This window comes from Pseudomonas sp. NIBRBAC000502773, assembly GCF_006517195.1.
Taxonomy (GTDB): domain Bacteria; phylum Pseudomonadota; class Gammaproteobacteria; order Pseudomonadales; family Pseudomonadaceae; genus Aquipseudomonas; species Aquipseudomonas marginalis.
This window is the reverse complement of sequence record NZ_CP041189.1, coordinates 4,609,123-4,625,369: the sequence shown is the minus strand read 5'-3', so window position 1 is coordinate 4,625,369 and position 16,247 is coordinate 4,609,123. Positions and strand designations below refer to the sequence as shown.

Genomic DNA, 16,247 nt, shown 5'->3' with positions numbered 1-16,247 from the left:
GGAGCCTACCCTCCCTCAGGCGTCTGTTACTACCTGCTGGCTATACTTTGGAACACTCGACCTGGCGGTTTTCGAGCCGATCGCGTGTGCCTGGCGTTCATCGCCGGGCGGGAATGGACTTTCCCCAAGCGGGTGCTTGTACATCGATCGATCTCGAGGGGAGACCCTAATGAATTACAACTGGGACTGGGGCGTGTTCTTCAAGTCCACCGGCGTGGGCAGCGAGACTTATCTCGACTGGTACATCGCCGGCCTGGGCTGGACCATCGCCATCGCTGTCGTGGCATGGATTATCGCCTTGCTGCTGGGCTCCATTCTGGGGGTCATGCGCACCGTGCCAAACCGCCTCGTATCAGGCATCGCGACCTGCTACGTGGAGCTGTTTCGTAACGTGCCGCTGCTGGTGCAGCTGTTCATCTGGTACTTCCTGATACCCGACCTGCTGCCGCAGAACCTGCAGGACTGGTACAAGCAGGACCTCAACCCGACCACCTCGGCCTACCTGAGCGTTGTCGTGTGCCTGGGCCTGTTCACCGCTGCCCGTGTGTGCGAGCAAGTGCGTACCGGTATCCAGGCGCTGCCACGTGGCCAAGAGGCCGCTGCACGTGCCATGGGCTTCAAGTTGCCGCAGATCTACTGGAACGTGCTGCTGCCCCAGGCCTACCGGATCATCATTCCGCCGCTTACCTCGGAATTCCTCAACGTCTTCAAGAACTCCTCCGTGGCGTCCTTGATCGGCCTGATGGAACTGCTGGCGCAAACCAAACAGACCGCCGAGTTCTCGGCCAACCTGTTTGAAGCCTTCACCCTGGCCACGCTGATCTACTTCACCCTGAACATGAGCCTGATGCTGCTGATGCGCGTGGTCGAGAAGAAAGTCGCCGTGCCCGGCCTGATCTCCGTGGGGGGTAAATAATGGAACTCGATTTCAGCGGCATCATCCCCGCCATCCCGGGCCTGTGGAACGGCATGGTCATGACCTTGAAGCTGATGGTCATGGGCGTGATCGGCGGTATCGCGCTGGGTACGATCCTCGCACTGATGCGCCTGTCGTCCAGCAAACTGCTGTCCCGGGTGGCCGGCGCCTATGTGAACTACTTCCGCTCGATCCCGCTGCTGCTGGTGATCACCTGGTTCTACCTGGCGGTGCCGTTCGTGTTGCGTTGGATCACCGGCGAAGACACGCCGATCGGTGCGTTCACCTCCTGCGTCGTGGCGTTCATGATGTTCGAGGCGGCGTACTTCTGCGAGATCGTGCGGGCCGGCGTGCAGTCGATCCCCAAGGGCCAGATGGCGGCGGCACAGGCAATGGGCATGACCTATGGCCAGACCATGCGCCTGATCATCCTGCCCCAGGCGTTCCGCAAGATGACCCCGTTGCTGCTGCAACAGTCGATCATCCTGTTCCAGGACACCTCGCTGGTCTACACCGTGGGCCTGGTGGACTTCCTCAACTCCGCCCGTTCCAACGGCGACATCATCGGGCGCTCCAATGAGTTCCTGATCTTCGCCGGTGTCGTCTACTTCATCATCAGCTTTTCCGCCTCGCTGCTGGTCAAGCGTCTGCAAAAAAGGTTTGCCGTATGATCTCGATCAAGAACATCAACAAGTGGTATGGCGACTTCCAGGTGCTGACCGATTGCAGCACCGAGGTTAAAAAAGGCGAAGTGATCGTGGTGTGCGGGCCATCGGGCTCGGGCAAGTCCACCCTGATCAAGTGCGTCAACGCGCTGGAACCGTTCCAGAAAGGCGACATAATCGTCGACGGCACGTCCATTGCCGACCCGAAGACCAACCTGCCGAAACTGCGTTCGCGCGTGGGCATGGTGTTCCAGCACTTCGAGCTGTTCCCGCACCTGACCATCACCGAAAACCTGACCATCGCACAGATCAAGGTACTCGGCCGCAGCAAGGAAGAAGCCACCAAGAAAGGCCTGCAACTGCTTGAGCGCGTCGGCCTGTCGGCGCACGCCCACAAGCACCCGGGCCAGCTTTCCGGTGGCCAGCAGCAACGTGTGGCGATCGCCCGCGCCCTGGCCATGGACCCGATCGTCATGCTGTTCGACGAACCGACCTCGGCCCTCGACCCGGAAATGGTCAACGAAGTACTGGACGTGATGGTGCAACTGGCCCAGGAAGGCATGACCATGATGTGCGTCACCCACGAAATGGGCTTTGCCCGCAAAGTGGCCGACCGCGTGATCTTCATGGACGCCGGCAAGATCATCGAAGACTGCCCGAAGGAAGAGTTCTTCGGCGACATCAGCGCCCGCTCCGAGCGCGCGCAGCACTTCCTTGAGAAAATCCTGCAGCACTAAGTACCACCCAGCAGTGGTGAAGGGGCCACCCCCTTCGCCACAACTGGTTGACCCAAGGCATCTGTGATGAAATGCGACCCCAACCTCTATCGCGCCGCACCGCCATCACTTGCCGTGAAACCTCGTCTGATTCGCCAACTGTTCCTGCCGCCGTTGATCATCGCCCTGATGATCGGCCTGGGTTATATCGGCTTCTGGATCAGTGAGTACTACGGCATCCGCACCCTCAGCGACAACGGCGAACGCCAGCTGGAGCTGCATGCCCGCACCGTCGAGAGTGAAATCAGCAAATACACCTACCTGCCCAGCCTGCTGGAGCTGGAGTCGAGCGTCTCCAAGCTGCTGGCCGAGCCGAACCAGGAAACCCGAAAAACGGTCAACGACTACCTCGAAGGCCTGAACCGACGCAGTCGCAGTCGGGCCATCTACGTGATGGACACCACCGGCCGCGTGCTGGCCACCAGTAACTGGCGCGATGCCGACAGTTACCAGGGTGAAGACCTGTCCTTTCGCGCCTATTTCCAGAATGCCGTGCGCGGCCAGCCCGGGCGTTTCTACGGCATCGGCAGCACCAACGGCGAACCCGGCTACTACCTGGCCCACGGCCTGGAAGAGCACGGCAAGATCATCGGCGTGGCGGTGGTAAAAGTGCGCCTCGAAGCCCTGGAAGAGCGCTGGCAACGCGCGCGCCTCGAAGCCTTTGTGAGCGACGAGAACGGCATCATCATTCTCTCCAGCGACCCGGCTCGACGCCTTAAGGCGGTGCGACCGCTGAGCGACGAGACCAAGGATCGCCTGGCCCACAGCCTGCAATATTACTGGGCCACGCTCAACGAACTGGAACCCCTGGCCCGTGAGCGCTTGAATGAACGCAGCGAGAAGCTGACCTTCCCGGCCAACACTGAAGTGGTCAACGACGAGCACGAAGTCAGCTACCTGGCGCAAACCCGTCCACTCAATGACACACCGTGGAATTTCACCCTGCTCACCCCGCTCAACGACCTGCGCCGCGCGGCGATCAACCAGGGCATCCTGGTGGCAGTCGCGTTTGGCCTCGTCGCGTTTTTGCTGATTGCCTGGAACGAGCGGCGCAAAGTCATCGCCACCCGCCTCGCTGCGCGGGAAGCCTTGCAGGAAGCCAACAGCCAGCTGGAACGGCGGATCGCCGAACGCACCGCCGACCTGCGCGCCAGCAACGAGCGGCTCAAGGGCCAGATCCGCGAACGGCGCCAGGCCGAGGAAACCCTGCGCCGCGCCCAGGATGAACTGGTACAGGCCGGCAAGCTGGCGGCCATCGGCCAGATGTCCACCAGCATCGCCCATGAACTGAACCAGCCGTTGGCCGCGCTGCGCACCTTGTCCGGCAACACTGTGCGCTTCCTCGAACGCGGCGCGCTGGACACCGCCAGCGCCAACCTCAAGACCATCAACGAACTGATCGACCGCATGGGCCGTATCACCGCCAGCCTGCGCTCCTTTGCCCGACGCGGCGATGACCAGGGCGAAGCCAGCCTGGCCAAGGCCGTGGACGCCGCGTTCCAGGTCCTCGGCCCACGCCTGGACAGCCTGCCGCTGAGCCTGCACCGTAACTTTGCCCCGGCCCAATTGCAGATCGACCAGACGCGCCTGGAACAGATCCTGGTCAACCTGATCGGCAACGCCCTCGACGCCATGCAGGCACAACCGGCTCCCGAGTTGTGGCTGGAAGGCAGCGCCGCCGAGGGCAAATACCGCCTGCTGGTGCGCGACAACGGCCACGGCATCGACGCCGAGGCGCGCAAGCATCTGTTCGAACCCTTCTTCACCACCAAACCCGGCGAGCAAGGCCTGGGCCTGGGCCTGACCCTCTCCGCCAGCCTCGCGGCAGCCACCGGCGGCACCCTCGCCGTGGAGCACCCGGCCGGCGGTGGCACTGCCTTTGTCCTGAGCCTGCCGCTGGTGGGCGCTCAACAAGCTGAGTCGACATGAATATTGATCCTCAAGACCTCACCGTGCTGATCGTCGAAGACGACCCCCATGTGCTGCTCGGCTGCCAACAGGCCCTGGCGCTGGAAGATATCCCCAGCGTGGGCGTGGGCAGTGCCGAGGAGGCATTGAAACGTATCGGCGAGAACTTCGCCGGCATCGTGATCAGCGACATCCGCCTGCCGGGCATTGACGGCCTGGAACTGCTCACCCGTCTCAAGGCCCTGGATAAAAGCCTGCCGGTGGTGCTGATCACCGGGCATGGCGACATCTCCATGGCGGTAGGCGCCATGCGCAATGGCGCCTACGACTTCATGGAGAAACCCTTCTCCCCCGAGCGCCTGGTCGACGTCGCCCGCCGCGCCCTGGAACAACGCGGGCTGGCGCGGGAAGTCTGGTCGCTGCGCCGCCAGTTGGCTGAGCGGGATTCGCTGGAAGGCCGCATCATCGGTCGCTCGCCGGCCATGCAGAACCTGCGCGAGCTGATCGCCAACGTCGCGGACACCTCGGCCAACGTGCTGATCGAAGGCGAGACCGGCACCGGCAAGGAACTGGTCGCGCGTTGCCTGCATGATTTCAGCCGCCGGCACGCCCACCAGTTCGTCGCCCTCAACTGCGGCGGCCTGCCGGAGAACCTGTTCGAAAGCGAGATTTTCGGCCACGAAGCCAACGCCTTTACCGGCGCCGGCAAGCGCCGTATCGGCAAGATCGAACACGCCCATGAAGGCACGCTGTTCCTCGATGAAGTGGAAAGCATGCCGATCAACCTGCAGATCAAATTGCTGCGAGTGCTGCAGGAGCGCACCCTGGAACGCCTGGGCTCGAACCAGAGCGTGGCCGTGGATTGCCGGGTGATCGCCGCCACCAAGTCCGACCTCGACGAACTGAGCCGCGCCAGCCAGTTCCGCAGCGACCTGTACTACCGCCTCAACGTGGTGACCCTGGAACTGCCGCCCCTGCGCGAACGCCGCGAAGACATCCTGCAACTGTTCGAACACTTCCTGCAGCAGTCGTCGCTGCGTTTTGACCGCACCGCGCCGGAACTGGACAACCAGACCCTGTCCAGCCTGATGAGCCACGACTGGCCCGGTAACGTACGCGAACTGCGCAACGTCGCCGAACGCTTCGCCCTCGGCCTGCCCGCCTTCAAGAAAAGCGGGGCCAGCAGCGGCAGCCAAGGCCTGGCGTTTACCGAAGCGGTGGAAGCGTTTGAACGCAACCTGCTCAGCGACGCCCTGCAACGCAGCGGCGGCAACCTGACCCAGGCCAGCCAGGAACTGGGCATGGCCAAGACCACCCTGTTCGACAAGGTCAAGAAATACGGGTTGAGCCACTGATGGATCTTTTTTTGAAAGCCGCCCTGGGCGCGGCGGTGGTGCTGATCCTGGCGGCGCTGGCCAAGACCAGGAACTACTACATAGCCGGGCTGGTGCCGCTGTTCCCGACCTTTGCGCTGATCGCCCACTACATCGTCGGCAAGGGCCGCTCGGTGGAGGACCTGAAGACCACCATCCTGTTCGGGATGTGGTCGATCATTCCGTACTTTGTGTATTTGGGGACGTTGTATGTGATGGTGGACCGCATGCGGCTGGAGGCCTCTTTAGCCGTCGCAGCGGTAGCGTGGCTGATGGCCGCGACGGTGTTGGTGAGCGTGTGGGTACGCGTCCACGCCTGACACCACTCAATCCAAATGTGGGAGGGGGCTTGCCCCCGATAGCGGTGTGTCAGCGGACAATCTTGTCGACCTGGATGCCCAGCTTCTTCAAGCGATACCAGAAACTGCGCTCAGAAATCCCGATCTTCGCCGCCGCCGCAGCCTGCACGCCGTTGCTCTCCTGCAAGGCGGCCAGGATGTAGGCTTTCTCCACCTCCGCCAGCGCCGCATCCAGGTCCTGGGGAATCCCCGGCCCGTCGCTGAGGATCGCGGTCACGCTACCTTCGCTGGGTTTGGAAGCAAACAGATAGCCCGGCAAATCAATGTCTTCGATCACAGGCGTGGCGGCCACGATGGTCGCGCGCTCCACACAGTTTTGCAGCTCACGGATATTGCCCGGCCAGTGATACGCGGCCATGGCCTGCAACGCTTCAGGGCTGAAGCCGGTAATACGCTTGCCGGCAGTGGCGCTGAGGGTCCGGGCAAAGTGACGGGCCAGGGGCGCGATGTCTTCCACGCGTTCACGCAGGGCCGGCAGCGGGATTGGGAACACATTGAGGCGGTAATACAGGTCTTCGCGAAACTCCTTGTTGGCCACCGCCTCCAGCAGGTTCTTGTTGGTGGCGGCGATCACCCGCACATCCACCTTGCGCTCGCGGGGTCGCCCACCGGCTCGATCACCCGCTCCTGCAAGGCGCGCAGGATCTTGGCCTGCAATGCCAGGGGCATATCGCCCACTTCATCGAGAAACAGCGTGCCCTTGTCGGCCTGCTGGAAGCGCCCGACCCGGTCAGACACGGCGCCGGTAAACGCGCCCTTGCGATGGCCGAACATTTCGCTTTCCAGCAGCCCTTCGGGGATCGCCGCGCAGTTGACCGCCACAAACGGCTTGTCGGCACGGCTGCCGTGCTTGTGGATGGCGCGGGCGACCATTTCCTTGCCGGTGCCGCTTTCGCCGGTCAGCAGGATGGTGGTGCTGCTGTCGCGCACCGAATCCACCGCCTGCAGCACCTTGCGAAACGCCGGGCTGTCGCCCACCAGGCTGTCGAACTGCGCCTGTTCATCCAGCTCGGCGCGCAGGCGCGCGTTGTCGCGCATGATGTCGCGAAACTGCAGGGCCTTGGCCACGGTGATGTCCAGCTCGTCGATATCGAACGGTTTGGCAATGTAGTCGTAGGCCCCGTTGCGCATCGACTGCACGGCGTTTTTCACCGTGCTGTAGGCGGTCATCACGATCACCGGCACATGGGGGTAACGCACCTTGATCTCGGCCAGCAAGGCCGGCCCGTCCATGCCCGGCATGCGCCAGTCACTGATCACCAGGTCGATGTCTTCCTGTTCCAGCACCTTGAGCGCATGCAGGCCGTTGCCCGCAATGAACACCTGCACGTTGTTCTGACCCAGGGCCGACGCCAGCAGGTCGCAGAGCTTGGGTTCGTCGTCGACTACCAGAATGTTATGCGTCATGACTCTCCTCGTCGTCTTCGCCTGTCGCTGGAATGTACAGGCTGAAGGTGGCGCCGGCATCGTTTTCGCTGGCGCATTCGATGCTGCCGTCGTGACTTTCCATGATCGAATAGACTTTGGCCAGGCCCAGGCCCGTGCCCGAGGCCTTGGTGGTGACGAATGGCGTAAAGATGCGCTCGATCATCTCCGGCGCGATGCCCTGGCCGGTGTCGGCGATGGCGATGACGGTGTTGTCGCCCTCGCTGCGAATCCCCAGGGTCAGGCGCCCGCCTTCAGGCATGGCATCGATGGCGTTGAGAATCAGGTTGAGGCAGGCCTGCTTGAGTTGCTTGGCATCGGCGTAGATCGTCGCCCCCGGTGCCTGGTCGTCGATCTGCGCGTCGATGTTATGGGTGGCCAGTTCCGGCGCGCAGAAGCCCAGGATCTCCTCCACCAGCGGACGGGCCGGCTGCAGCACGCGCAACGGTGGGTTGGGTTTGGCAAAGTCGAGGAACTCGGTGATCAAGTCATTGATGCGGCTGACTTCGCTGATCACATATTCCAGGTGGCGCTTGTCGGCGTCCGGCAGGTCAACGCGGCGGTGCAACAACTGGGTGGCCGTCTTGATGATGCCCAACGGGTTACGGATCTCATGGGCCAGGCCCATGGCGACTTCGCCCAGGGCATGCAGGCGATCGCGCCGGCGCAGTTGGGCTTCGAGGTGGTGCAGCTCGCCCAGGCGCTCGGTCATATGGTTGAAGGTGCTGCTCAATTGCGCCAGTTCATCGCCGCCACTGACCAGCACGCGGTGCGTGTAGTTGCCTGAGATCACCGCACCCACGCCTTCGGACAAGTCCCGCAACGGCTTGGTCAGGCGCCGTGACACCAGCACCCCCGCCGCCAGGGACAGCGCCGAGCTGAGCAGGAAAATCAGCACGAACAGATTGCTCTGGTTCACCAGCCCCACCAGGCTGGTATGGCGCAGCAGGCCGCTGAAAATCACGCCTTGGAGGTCACCGGCGTCGTTGAAGATCGGCCAGTACAGCCCGCTGTAGCTGTTGGTGAACTGCTCGCTGGGCTGCTTGGTACTGCGCATCGCGGTCTCGACACTTTTCGGAATGCGCGCAGGATGGTCCACGAAGCGCTGGGTCGAAAATATCTCCGAGAACCCCTCGGGGTTGGCCAGGTACAGGCGCAGGTCGAGGGAATGCACATCGGCCACGCTGGTGAGAAAGCTGCTGTCCAGGTAGGTCGCCACCAACAGGCGGTAGTCGACCCCGTCCTGGCTGGTTTCGAAGGTCGAGACCACAATCCCGGTGCTCACCCCCGCCACTTGTACGGTCTGCAGCACCGCATTGCTGGTCAGGCTGATCTGTTTGACGATGTCATCGGAGGCCGTGCTGAACACCACTTTTTGATCGCTGGTGCGGATCAGCGCCACCACGTCGATGTCGGTGGCATCGGCGATGTCTGCGGTCAGCCGGTCATGCTTGGCCGCCTGCCGGCTCGAGGGCGGGCTGGTGTAACGCAGGAACAGCTTGGCCATGCGCGCGTTGTCGTGAAGGATGTCGCCGATCTCGTCCTTGACGATCTTGGTCGATTCCTGCAGCCAGATACGCACGTTGCTGTCGAAAATCTGCGACAGCGTGGTCGCCGCCAGCTCCGCCGCGATCATGGTGGGAATCACGCTGACCAGCCAGAACGCCAGCACCAGCTTGCGCTGGACGCTCCAGCGCGAAATGGCAAAGGGGCGGGCTTTCTGGCGGGTCTTGGTGATCATCAGGTTTCGCTTATCGCAGCAGCCATGGCAGGGTCGGAACGATCCGGTCGAATAAACAGTTTTACAAGCGCGAGCAGGCCGTTGACCAGCCGGTTGCGGTGGCGGAAAAACACACTGTTGCCCTGGAACTCGCAGCCCAGGCGCAGCTTACTGGCATAGCCGGCCTGGCCGCACTCATACACCGCAATATTGTGTTGAATACAGTAGTCGACGTTGGTCAGCCAACTGCGGAAGTACAGGTTGTAGTCACGGGTGAACGCAACGTCATGGGCGAAAAACTTGTCCACCAGCCGGTGCTCGTCCAGCAGCAGCAGGTTGAACGCCACCAACTGCTCGTCGACCCAGTAAAGAACACAGACGGCGCGATCGCCAAGACGTTCCAGCACGCCGGTGAAATAGCCGGCAGGCAGGCGTTCGAACTGCAACTCGGCGCGCGTCAGCGTGGCTTCATACAGGCGCATGATCTCGGGCAGCACGTCGTCGATATTGCCGCGCCACTCCACCCGCGGTCCAGGTGCACGCAGCTTGCGGCGCAAGTCCTTGCGGGTGGATTTGCCCAGCGAGCCGAGGTAGGCGTCCACCGAGCCGTATGGCAGCGGCAACACCCCGGTGGGCAAGCCCGGCATGCTTTGAAAACCCGCCCCCCGGCAACTGTCGAGCCAATGGGGATCCTGGCTGGGTGCATCCTTGACCGCCAGCAGGCCGATACCGAAGTCATCGGCATCCTGGCGCGCGGCTTCCAGCAAGTGTTTGAGCAACAACGGACGACGCGACTCGGGTACGCCACTGGCCACCCCGGCGTCGCAACGCTCGGCCACCGGGGAGCCAATGGCATACAAGCCCAATTGCAAAACACCCGGCCACAGCCGCTCCACACGTTCGGCCAAACGCTTGCCGGCGCCCGACACCGTGGTGTCGAGGCGATAATGGGTGATGAAGGCGGCGGCCACGGCCACCAGCGTTCCATCGTCGTAAACCGCCAGGTAGCGCCATTGGAAATCATCGATGGCGGCGTTTTCCACGGCGACGTAATAATCCCAGTCTTCCAGGGCACCGGGAAAACAGTCGTTCCAGGCGCTACGCTGGAGGGCCCGGATGGACGGGAAGGCTTGGGTGGTGATCACATCGTTTCCCTTGTTATGGCTGGCGAGCGACATCTTGTGGTGAGCGGGCTTGCCCCGCGCTGGGCGGCGAAGCCGCCCCAAACCCAGGCACCTCAGTTCTAACTGGACGCATGCAGTGTCAGTGATGGGGCGGCTTCGCCGCCCGGCGCGGGGCAAGCCCGCTCACCACAACAAGCCCGCTCACCACAAAGTAAGCCGGCGTCCACAAACGCGGTGTGCCGTTCGACAAAGTCGGCACTCAACTCGATCACCCGGCGGTATTGCAGGTCGACGGTGATCATGTGGTAGCAGTTGTCCAGCAGGATCTTGGTCACCGGGCCGCCCAGGTGGCGCTCCACGTAATCGGCGTTCCAGCGGCTGGTGATGTCGTCCTCGAGGGAGTGCAGCACCAGGGCCGGCACCTTGACCTTGGGCATGCGCTTCCTGACCACGGCGTTCATGCGGTGCAATTCGCGCACCGTGATGCCTTCCATGGTCAGCAAACCGGCTTCGCTGCTCTGCCCTTCCTTCATCTGCCGCTCGACGATTGCCCGCAGACGTTCGTTCTTGATGCCGTAGGGCGGCTTCTCTTCGAAGCGGCAGATGTGCACGCCGAACGGAATTTTCATCAGCAACGGCGTGAGGAACGCCAGCTTGTTGATGCTCCAGCCGTCGTACTTGAGGGTGGTGGAATACATCAACAGCCCGGCAACTTGCCCAGGGTGCTCGGCGGCCACGTACATCGACATCACCGCGCCCATGGACAAGCCACCGACAAACACCTGTTCATGACGTTGCCTGACCTGTACGAAGGTCTTGCGCACGCCTTCGTACCAGTCCAGCCAGCCGGTGGCCTGCAGGTCGCTGTTGTCACCACAGTGCCCGGCCAGGGTGGGCACGTACACCGTGCAGTTACCCGCCTTGGCCAGGCCCTTGGCGACCTGGCGCAATTCCGTCGGGGTGCCGGTCAGGCCGTGGATCAACAGGATCCCGACCGGACCTTCACCGAGAACGAAACCGGCGCTGCCTTCACCGAGGTCGATCCCGGCGGCGCTCACCGTTGGGTCGCCCGTACCAGCAGTTGCTCGAGCAGCTTCAGGCCCAGTTCGATTTCCGGGTAGCTGATTTCCAGGGACGGTGCCAGGGTGATCACGTTTTTGTAGTAGCCGCCCACGTCGAGGATCAGGCCGAGTTTGCGGCCATCGACGACCATGTCGCCTTTCATGCCTTCTTCGACCATGTAGTCCAGGGTCGCCTTGTCCGGCGTGAAGCCGTCCGGGCCGCAGATTTCGCAGCGCAGGGCCAGGCCCAGGCCATCGACATCGCCGATGATCGGGAAACGTTTCTGCAGGTCCTGCAGGCCTTCGAGGAAGAATTTGCCCTTGGCCATGACCATCGCGCCGTAGTCGACTTCGTTGGTCATCTTGAACATTTCCAGGCCCACCGCCGTGCCCAATGGGTTGGAGGCGAACGTGGAGTGGGTCGAACCTGGCGGGAAGATCTTCGGGTTGATCAACTCTTCACGGGCCCAGATGCCGCCCAGTGGGTTGAGGCCGTTGGTCAGCGCCTTGCCGAAGACGATCACGTCCGGTTGGACGTCGAAGTGCTCGATGGACCAGAGTTTGCCGGTGCGGTAGAAGCCCATCTGGATTTCGTCGGACACCATCAGGATGCCGTGCTGGTCCAGTACCTGCTTGAGTTCGCGATAGAAGTTCATCGGCGGGATCACATAGCCGCCGGTGCCCTGGATCGGCTCGACGTAGAACGCAGCGTATTCACTCTGGCCGACTTTCGGGTCCCACACACCGTTGTATTCGGTCTCGAACAGGCGCGCGAATTGCTGCACGCAGTGGCTGCCGTACTCTTCCTTGGTCATGCCCTTGGGACCGCGGAAGTGGTACGGGAACGGGATGAACTGCGCACGCTCGCCGAAGTGGCCGTAGCGGCGACGGTAGCGGTAGCTGGAGGTGATCGACGAGGCGCCGAGGGTCCGGCCGTGGTAGCCGCCTTCGAAGGCGAACATCAGGCTTTTGCCGTTGGTGGCGTTACGCACCACCTTCAGGGAGTCTTCGATCGACTGCGAACCGCCGACGTTGAAGTGCACGCGACCGTCGAGGCCGAATTTCTTCTTGGCGTCCACGGCGATCATTTCCGACAGCTCGATCTTGCCTTTGTGCAGGTACTGGCTGGCGATTTGCGGCAGGGTGTCGATCTGCTGTTTCAGCGCGTTGTTCAGGCGCGGGTTGGCGTAGCCGAAGTTGACGGCCGAGTACCACATTTGCAGGTCGAGGTAGGCCTGGTCTTCGGTGTCCCACACGTAGGAGCCTTCGCAACGGCTGAAAATACGCGGTGGCTCGATGTAGTGAACGGTGTCGCCGTAGGAGCAATACTTGGCTTCTTTATCCAGAAGGATCTGGTCTTCGGCGGTAGCGATGCGGATATCAGACATGATGGAAGAGTTCCTGATTGTCAGAAGAGGTGTTGAAGGTGGTGGCGTTGGCGGCGATGCCCTGAGGCAGGCGGGCCAGCAACGCAGGCACTTCGGCGAAGGTGTCGAAGCGCGCGTGAGGGATGTTGTTGGCCGCGCAGTACTGGGCGAGGCTGCCTTTGGCAAATACGAAGTCGGCGGTGGAGGCCACGCACATGTCCGACTTGCCGTCGCCGATCACCAGCACGCGCTTGTTGCGCGGGGTGGATTTGCACTTGCAGTTGCCGGACGCCGCACGGCAGGCATCGCTGGCATACGGGAAGTCGATGCGCCAGCTGTTCTGGTCGACCTGGCGCAGGCGGTTGGCAAGGATCGGCAGCAAGGTCACGTAGTTGCGCGACAGGATCCGCGCAATACCCTGTTCGATGCCGTCGCTGACCACTTCGAGGGAAGCGCCCAGGCCGAGCACGTGATCGACGAAGTCGGGGAAATCCGGGTCGATCTCGACACTGTCGAAATACGCCAGCAGTTCACTTGGGGTGGCCTTGATCAGCGCCAGTTGGCGGCTCAGGCATTCGCGGGAACCGATATGCCCATCCAGCCATTCCTGTTCGATGGTTTCCCACTCGGGGCCGGCGAAGCGTTGGAGGACGTTGTCGATGACATCGGTGGGGGTAATGGTCCCGTCGAAGTCACACACGATATGCCAGTGGATCATCTGCGTTTACCTTGAGGAGCGCGCTGTGTGCGCTTGCACAAGGGGTAGAGCAGGGAGTGTGCCAACTGGCTGAAGTCCAGCCGGGCTGGGGGTTCTGGCGTTAGCGGTGGAGATATGTGTCGTGCAAGCTACAATTTTTGTAGCTCGCTACAAACAAGATGAGTGCTTGCGCAAGGGATGCCCTTCGCGCGTTCATGCGCGCATGTCCAGATAAGGAAACCGCTCCATGTTCAAGGTTACAGCGACTGTATTTGCCGGCTTACTCGGACTATGGGGCTTTTCCAGTAGTGTCCTGGCGGACCCGATCACCGGTGAAGTCGGCGCAGGCCTCAGTTATCAACCCCACGACCCCACCGGCAGCCGCTACGAAACCCGCCCTGTGCCCTACCTGGACCTGGACTGGGGCCCTGTCAGCCTGAGCACCGATGACGGCCTGACCTGGAGCGCCCTGAACAGCAACGGCTTTACCGCCGGCCCCTATATCAACTACCTGCAGGGGCGTACCTCCAACGGCGAGCTGCAAGGCCTGCGCAATGTGTCGGACATGGCGGAAGTGGGCGGTTTCATCCAATACGCGCCGGCCGACTTCTGGCGCGTGTACGCCCGAATGGGCCAGGCCGTGGGCGGCGGGCATTCGCAGAGCGGCGCGCTGGGCAAGGTCGGCGGCGAGCTGGGCTACCCCCTGGGTGGCGGGATTATCGGCAGCAGCGGCCTGGCGGCGAATTTCGCCGATGCGCGCCAGACTCAAACCTATTTCGGGGTAGACGCCAATGAATCCGCGGCCTCCGGCATTCGCCCCTACAACGCCAGCGGCGGTTTCCAGAACCTCACGCTGACCCAGAGCTTCGAGTTCCCCCTGGCCTCCCACTGGTCGCTGCTGACCAGCGCCAGCTGGATCCACCTGGTGGGTTCGGCGGCCAACAGCAGCATCGTCAAGGAGACGGGCGACGTGAATCAGGGCCAGGTGCAGACGGCGATCAGCTACACGTTCGATTGATCACTTCGGACAACATGTGGGAGCAAGCCCCCTCCCACATGGGTCCGTGTTTCAGTTTTCCTCGCCCTCGGCCAACAGCGCGATTCCGCCGATAATCACCGCCACCCCCACCCAATGCAGCGGGCTGATGTGCTCCCCCAGCCCCAGCCACGAACCCAGCAACACCACCACAAACACCAGCGAACTCAGCGGAAACGCCAGGGACAGGCTGCTGCGCCGCAGGATCAGCATCCACACGAAAAACGCGCCGATGTAACTGGCGATCGCCGCCAGGATCCCCGGGTTGCGTGCCACCTCGGACAACCACTGCCAGTTGAAATCCATCTGCCCCAGCTGGTCCCCTGCAACTTTGGTAAACAGCTGCCCGGCACTCTCGGTGCAGATCAGCAAGGCCCACAGCACCACAGTGCCGAGGCGCCCATGCAACCAACCGGTATGCATCGTTTGCGTACTCATGCCTGACTCCCAGCAATCGCTACCAGCATCACACCCAAGGTAATCACCAGCGTGCCCAGCCAACGACGGCGGCTGACGGTTTCGCCCAGTACCACCTTGCCGGCCAGCACCACCCCGCAATAAGCCAGCGCTGCTGCCGGGAACAACAGGCTCAACGGCGCACGAGACAGCGCTTCGAGCCACACGAAAAACTCGATCACATAGGCGGCGATCCCCGCCCACAGCAACGGCGCATTGAACACCTGGCCCCAGAACGCATTCAGGCGAAAACCGCCCTCCAGCTCCGGCAAGCGGTCCAGGCCGAGCTTGAAACACAGTTGGCCGATCACATCGAGCACGATGGAAAAGGCCACGAGCAACACCACAGTCAAGGTCACGGGAACAGCTCCTCAAACAGGTCGATCAGGGCTTCATTGGTGGCGGCGTTGCGCTGCAGATCCTCCGGGCTCCAGCGCTCCGCGGGCGGCTGGTCGGACTTGGCTTCCCAACGCTTGAACGCGTTGCTGAACGCCGGCGTGGCGAACTCGCCGCACACGTCGATGCCGATGATGCGCTTGCGCGCCGCCAACGCCCGCAGGGCTTGCAGCAGGTGGGTCAGGCGCATGCCGCCCTGGTCCCAGTTGGTGGCGGCGTCTTCACTGGCGAGCACGTCTTTGTCGATGGTGATCCAGATCGCTTCGGTGGGCAGGCTGCCGATCATCTGCTCGAGAAACGCCGGCCAGTCCAGCTCCGCCAGGTTGCGCCAGTGCAGGTGGTTTTCCTGCTGCTGGTGGCCGGCGCCATCGCCGACCCGGCCCCAGACTTTCGACGGCGGGTGCTGCCAAGGGAACAGCTGCAAACGCCCGCGCTTGAGGGCACCGAGGTTGCCGCCACGCAGTTGCGGGTTATGCAGGTCATCGCTGCACGGGCCGAGGGTGACGATGCGTTTGATCGCCGGCATGTTCAGTGCGCGGTTGACCCACGAGCCACAGTGGCGCCTGGGCGCAAAGCGCACCCAATCGGGATGGTTGTCGAAGTGGATCAGGCTGATGGGTTCTTTCAGGTCGGCCAGAAATGCCGGCGTCAGGTGGTGATAATCGCCGGAGCCGACGAACAGGATCTCCGGGCGCGCGTCCGTGGGCCGAGGCCGCCGGGCCAGGCGTTCGGCGAAGCGCTTCCAGGTTTTTTCGGTGGACCACAGGCGCAGCTTCGGGCCCAGGTCCAGCAGGTCGATACGCGTGGCACGGCCACTGGCCAGACGCCGGGCAATCGGTGCCTGACCGGTGAGGCTGTGGTCGAGGTCGAGAATGTTCAAGGTCATGTTTCCCCTATGGCTTTAGGGGGTCGATGCAAGGGGCGGGCCAGCGCTTACCTCAAGGACAGTGAGAAACAAATGTGGGAGG

Annotated in this window: 15 protein-coding genes and 1 pseudogene; 7 read left to right on the top strand and 9 right to left on the bottom strand. The window is 62.6% G+C overall.

Annotation, left to right across the window (positions count from 1 at the left end; translation table 11 throughout):
- Positions 1-169: 169 nt before the first annotated feature.
- From NIBR502773_RS21275 to NIBR502773_RS21250, 6 genes are all read left to right on the top strand, one after another.
- Positions 170-916, top strand: coding sequence for an amino acid ABC transporter permease (locus NIBR502773_RS21275; RefSeq protein ID WP_024073702.1), 747 nt, complete (start codon positions 170-172; stop codon positions 914-916).
- Positions 916-1,587 (top strand): amino acid ABC transporter permease, encoded by a 672-nt coding sequence (locus NIBR502773_RS21270; protein ID WP_027604601.1) that lies wholly within the window; start codon positions 916-918, stop codon positions 1,585-1,587. The genes NIBR502773_RS21275 and NIBR502773_RS21270 overlap by 1 nt, the downstream gene beginning before the upstream one ends.
- The gene (locus NIBR502773_RS21265) at positions 1,584-2,318 is read left to right on the top strand and encodes an amino acid ABC transporter ATP-binding protein (protein WP_027604602.1); all 735 of its coding nucleotides are present in this window, start codon (positions 1,584-1,586) and stop codon (positions 2,316-2,318) included. The genes NIBR502773_RS21270 and NIBR502773_RS21265 overlap by 4 nt, the downstream gene beginning before the upstream one ends.
- A gap of 66 nt (positions 2,319-2,384) precedes the next feature.
- The gene (locus tag NIBR502773_RS21260) at positions 2,385-4,286 is read left to right on the top strand and encodes a sensor histidine kinase (RefSeq protein ID WP_141156878.1); all 1,902 of its coding nucleotides are present in this window, start codon (positions 2,385-2,387) and stop codon (positions 4,284-4,286) included.
- Positions 4,287-4,339: 53 nt separating this feature from the next.
- Positions 4,340-5,620: a sigma-54 dependent transcriptional regulator gene (locus NIBR502773_RS21255; protein WP_242001049.1), complete on the top strand. Its 1,281-nt coding sequence runs from the start codon at positions 4,340-4,342 to the stop codon at positions 5,618-5,620.
- A complete protein-coding gene (locus NIBR502773_RS21250) occupies positions 5,620-5,958 on the top strand; it encodes a GlpM family protein (protein WP_141156877.1) in 339 nt (112 codons plus the stop codon). The genes NIBR502773_RS21255 and NIBR502773_RS21250 overlap by 1 nt, the downstream gene beginning before the upstream one ends.
- A 49-nt stretch (positions 5,959-6,007) precedes the next feature.
- On the opposite strand, the pseudogene NIBR502773_RS21245 reads toward NIBR502773_RS21250, so the two are convergent.
- From NIBR502773_RS21245 to NIBR502773_RS21220, 6 genes and pseudogenes are all read right to left on the bottom strand, one after another.
- Positions 6,008-7,404, bottom strand: a pseudogene (locus NIBR502773_RS21245) (sigma-54-dependent transcriptional regulator).
- Complete coding sequence (locus tag NIBR502773_RS21240; protein WP_115487718.1) at positions 7,394-9,163, bottom strand: HAMP domain-containing sensor histidine kinase; 1,770 nt, start codon at positions 9,161-9,163, stop codon at positions 7,394-7,396. The pseudogene NIBR502773_RS21245 and the gene NIBR502773_RS21240 overlap by 11 nt, the downstream one beginning before the upstream one ends.
- Positions 9,163-10,287 (bottom strand): GNAT family N-acetyltransferase, encoded by a 1,125-nt coding sequence (locus NIBR502773_RS21235; RefSeq protein ID WP_141156876.1) that lies wholly within the window; start codon positions 10,285-10,287, stop codon positions 9,163-9,165. Before NIBR502773_RS21235 ends, NIBR502773_RS21240 begins: the two co-directional genes overlap by 1 nt.
- Positions 10,288-10,385: 98 nt before the next feature.
- Entirely contained in the window at positions 10,386-11,324 is a 939-nt protein-coding gene (locus NIBR502773_RS21230; RefSeq protein WP_141156875.1) for a carboxylesterase, read from the bottom strand.
- Positions 11,321-12,715: an aspartate aminotransferase family protein gene (locus tag NIBR502773_RS21225; RefSeq protein WP_065938687.1), complete on the bottom strand. Its 1,395-nt coding sequence runs from the start codon at positions 12,713-12,715 to the stop codon at positions 11,321-11,323. The genes NIBR502773_RS21230 and NIBR502773_RS21225 overlap by 4 nt, the downstream gene beginning before the upstream one ends.
- Complete coding sequence (locus NIBR502773_RS21220; RefSeq protein WP_027604610.1) at positions 12,708-13,412, bottom strand: MtnX-like HAD-IB family phosphatase; 705 nt, start codon at positions 13,410-13,412, stop codon at positions 12,708-12,710. Before NIBR502773_RS21220 ends, NIBR502773_RS21225 begins: the two co-directional genes overlap by 8 nt.
- Positions 13,413-13,638: 226 nt before the next feature.
- Here NIBR502773_RS21220 and NIBR502773_RS21215 point away from each other — a divergent pair, with 226 nt between their 5' ends.
- Complete coding sequence (locus tag NIBR502773_RS21215; protein ID WP_141156874.1) at positions 13,639-14,409, top strand: MipA/OmpV family protein; 771 nt, start codon at positions 13,639-13,641, stop codon at positions 14,407-14,409.
- 51 nt (positions 14,410-14,460) lie between these two features.
- On the opposite strand, the gene NIBR502773_RS21210 is transcribed toward NIBR502773_RS21215, so the two are convergent.
- Genes NIBR502773_RS21210 through NIBR502773_RS21200 form a run of 3 tightly spaced genes read right to left on the bottom strand, consistent with a single transcriptional unit; the run spans position 14,461 to position 16,159 of the window.
- Complete coding sequence (locus tag NIBR502773_RS21210) at positions 14,461-14,865, bottom strand: EamA family transporter (protein WP_065926540.1); 405 nt, start codon at positions 14,863-14,865, stop codon at positions 14,461-14,463.
- Positions 14,862-15,242 carry a transporter gene (locus NIBR502773_RS21205; protein WP_027604613.1) on the bottom strand — a complete coding sequence of 127 codons (381 nt, stop codon included), beginning with the start codon at positions 15,240-15,242 and terminating at the stop codon, positions 14,862-14,864. The genes NIBR502773_RS21210 and NIBR502773_RS21205 overlap by 4 nt, the downstream gene beginning before the upstream one ends.
- Entirely contained in the window at positions 15,239-16,159 is a 921-nt protein-coding gene (locus NIBR502773_RS21200) for an arginase (RefSeq protein WP_065926599.1), read from the bottom strand. The genes NIBR502773_RS21205 and NIBR502773_RS21200 overlap by 4 nt, the downstream gene beginning before the upstream one ends.
- Positions 16,160-16,247: the final 88 nt, after the last annotated feature.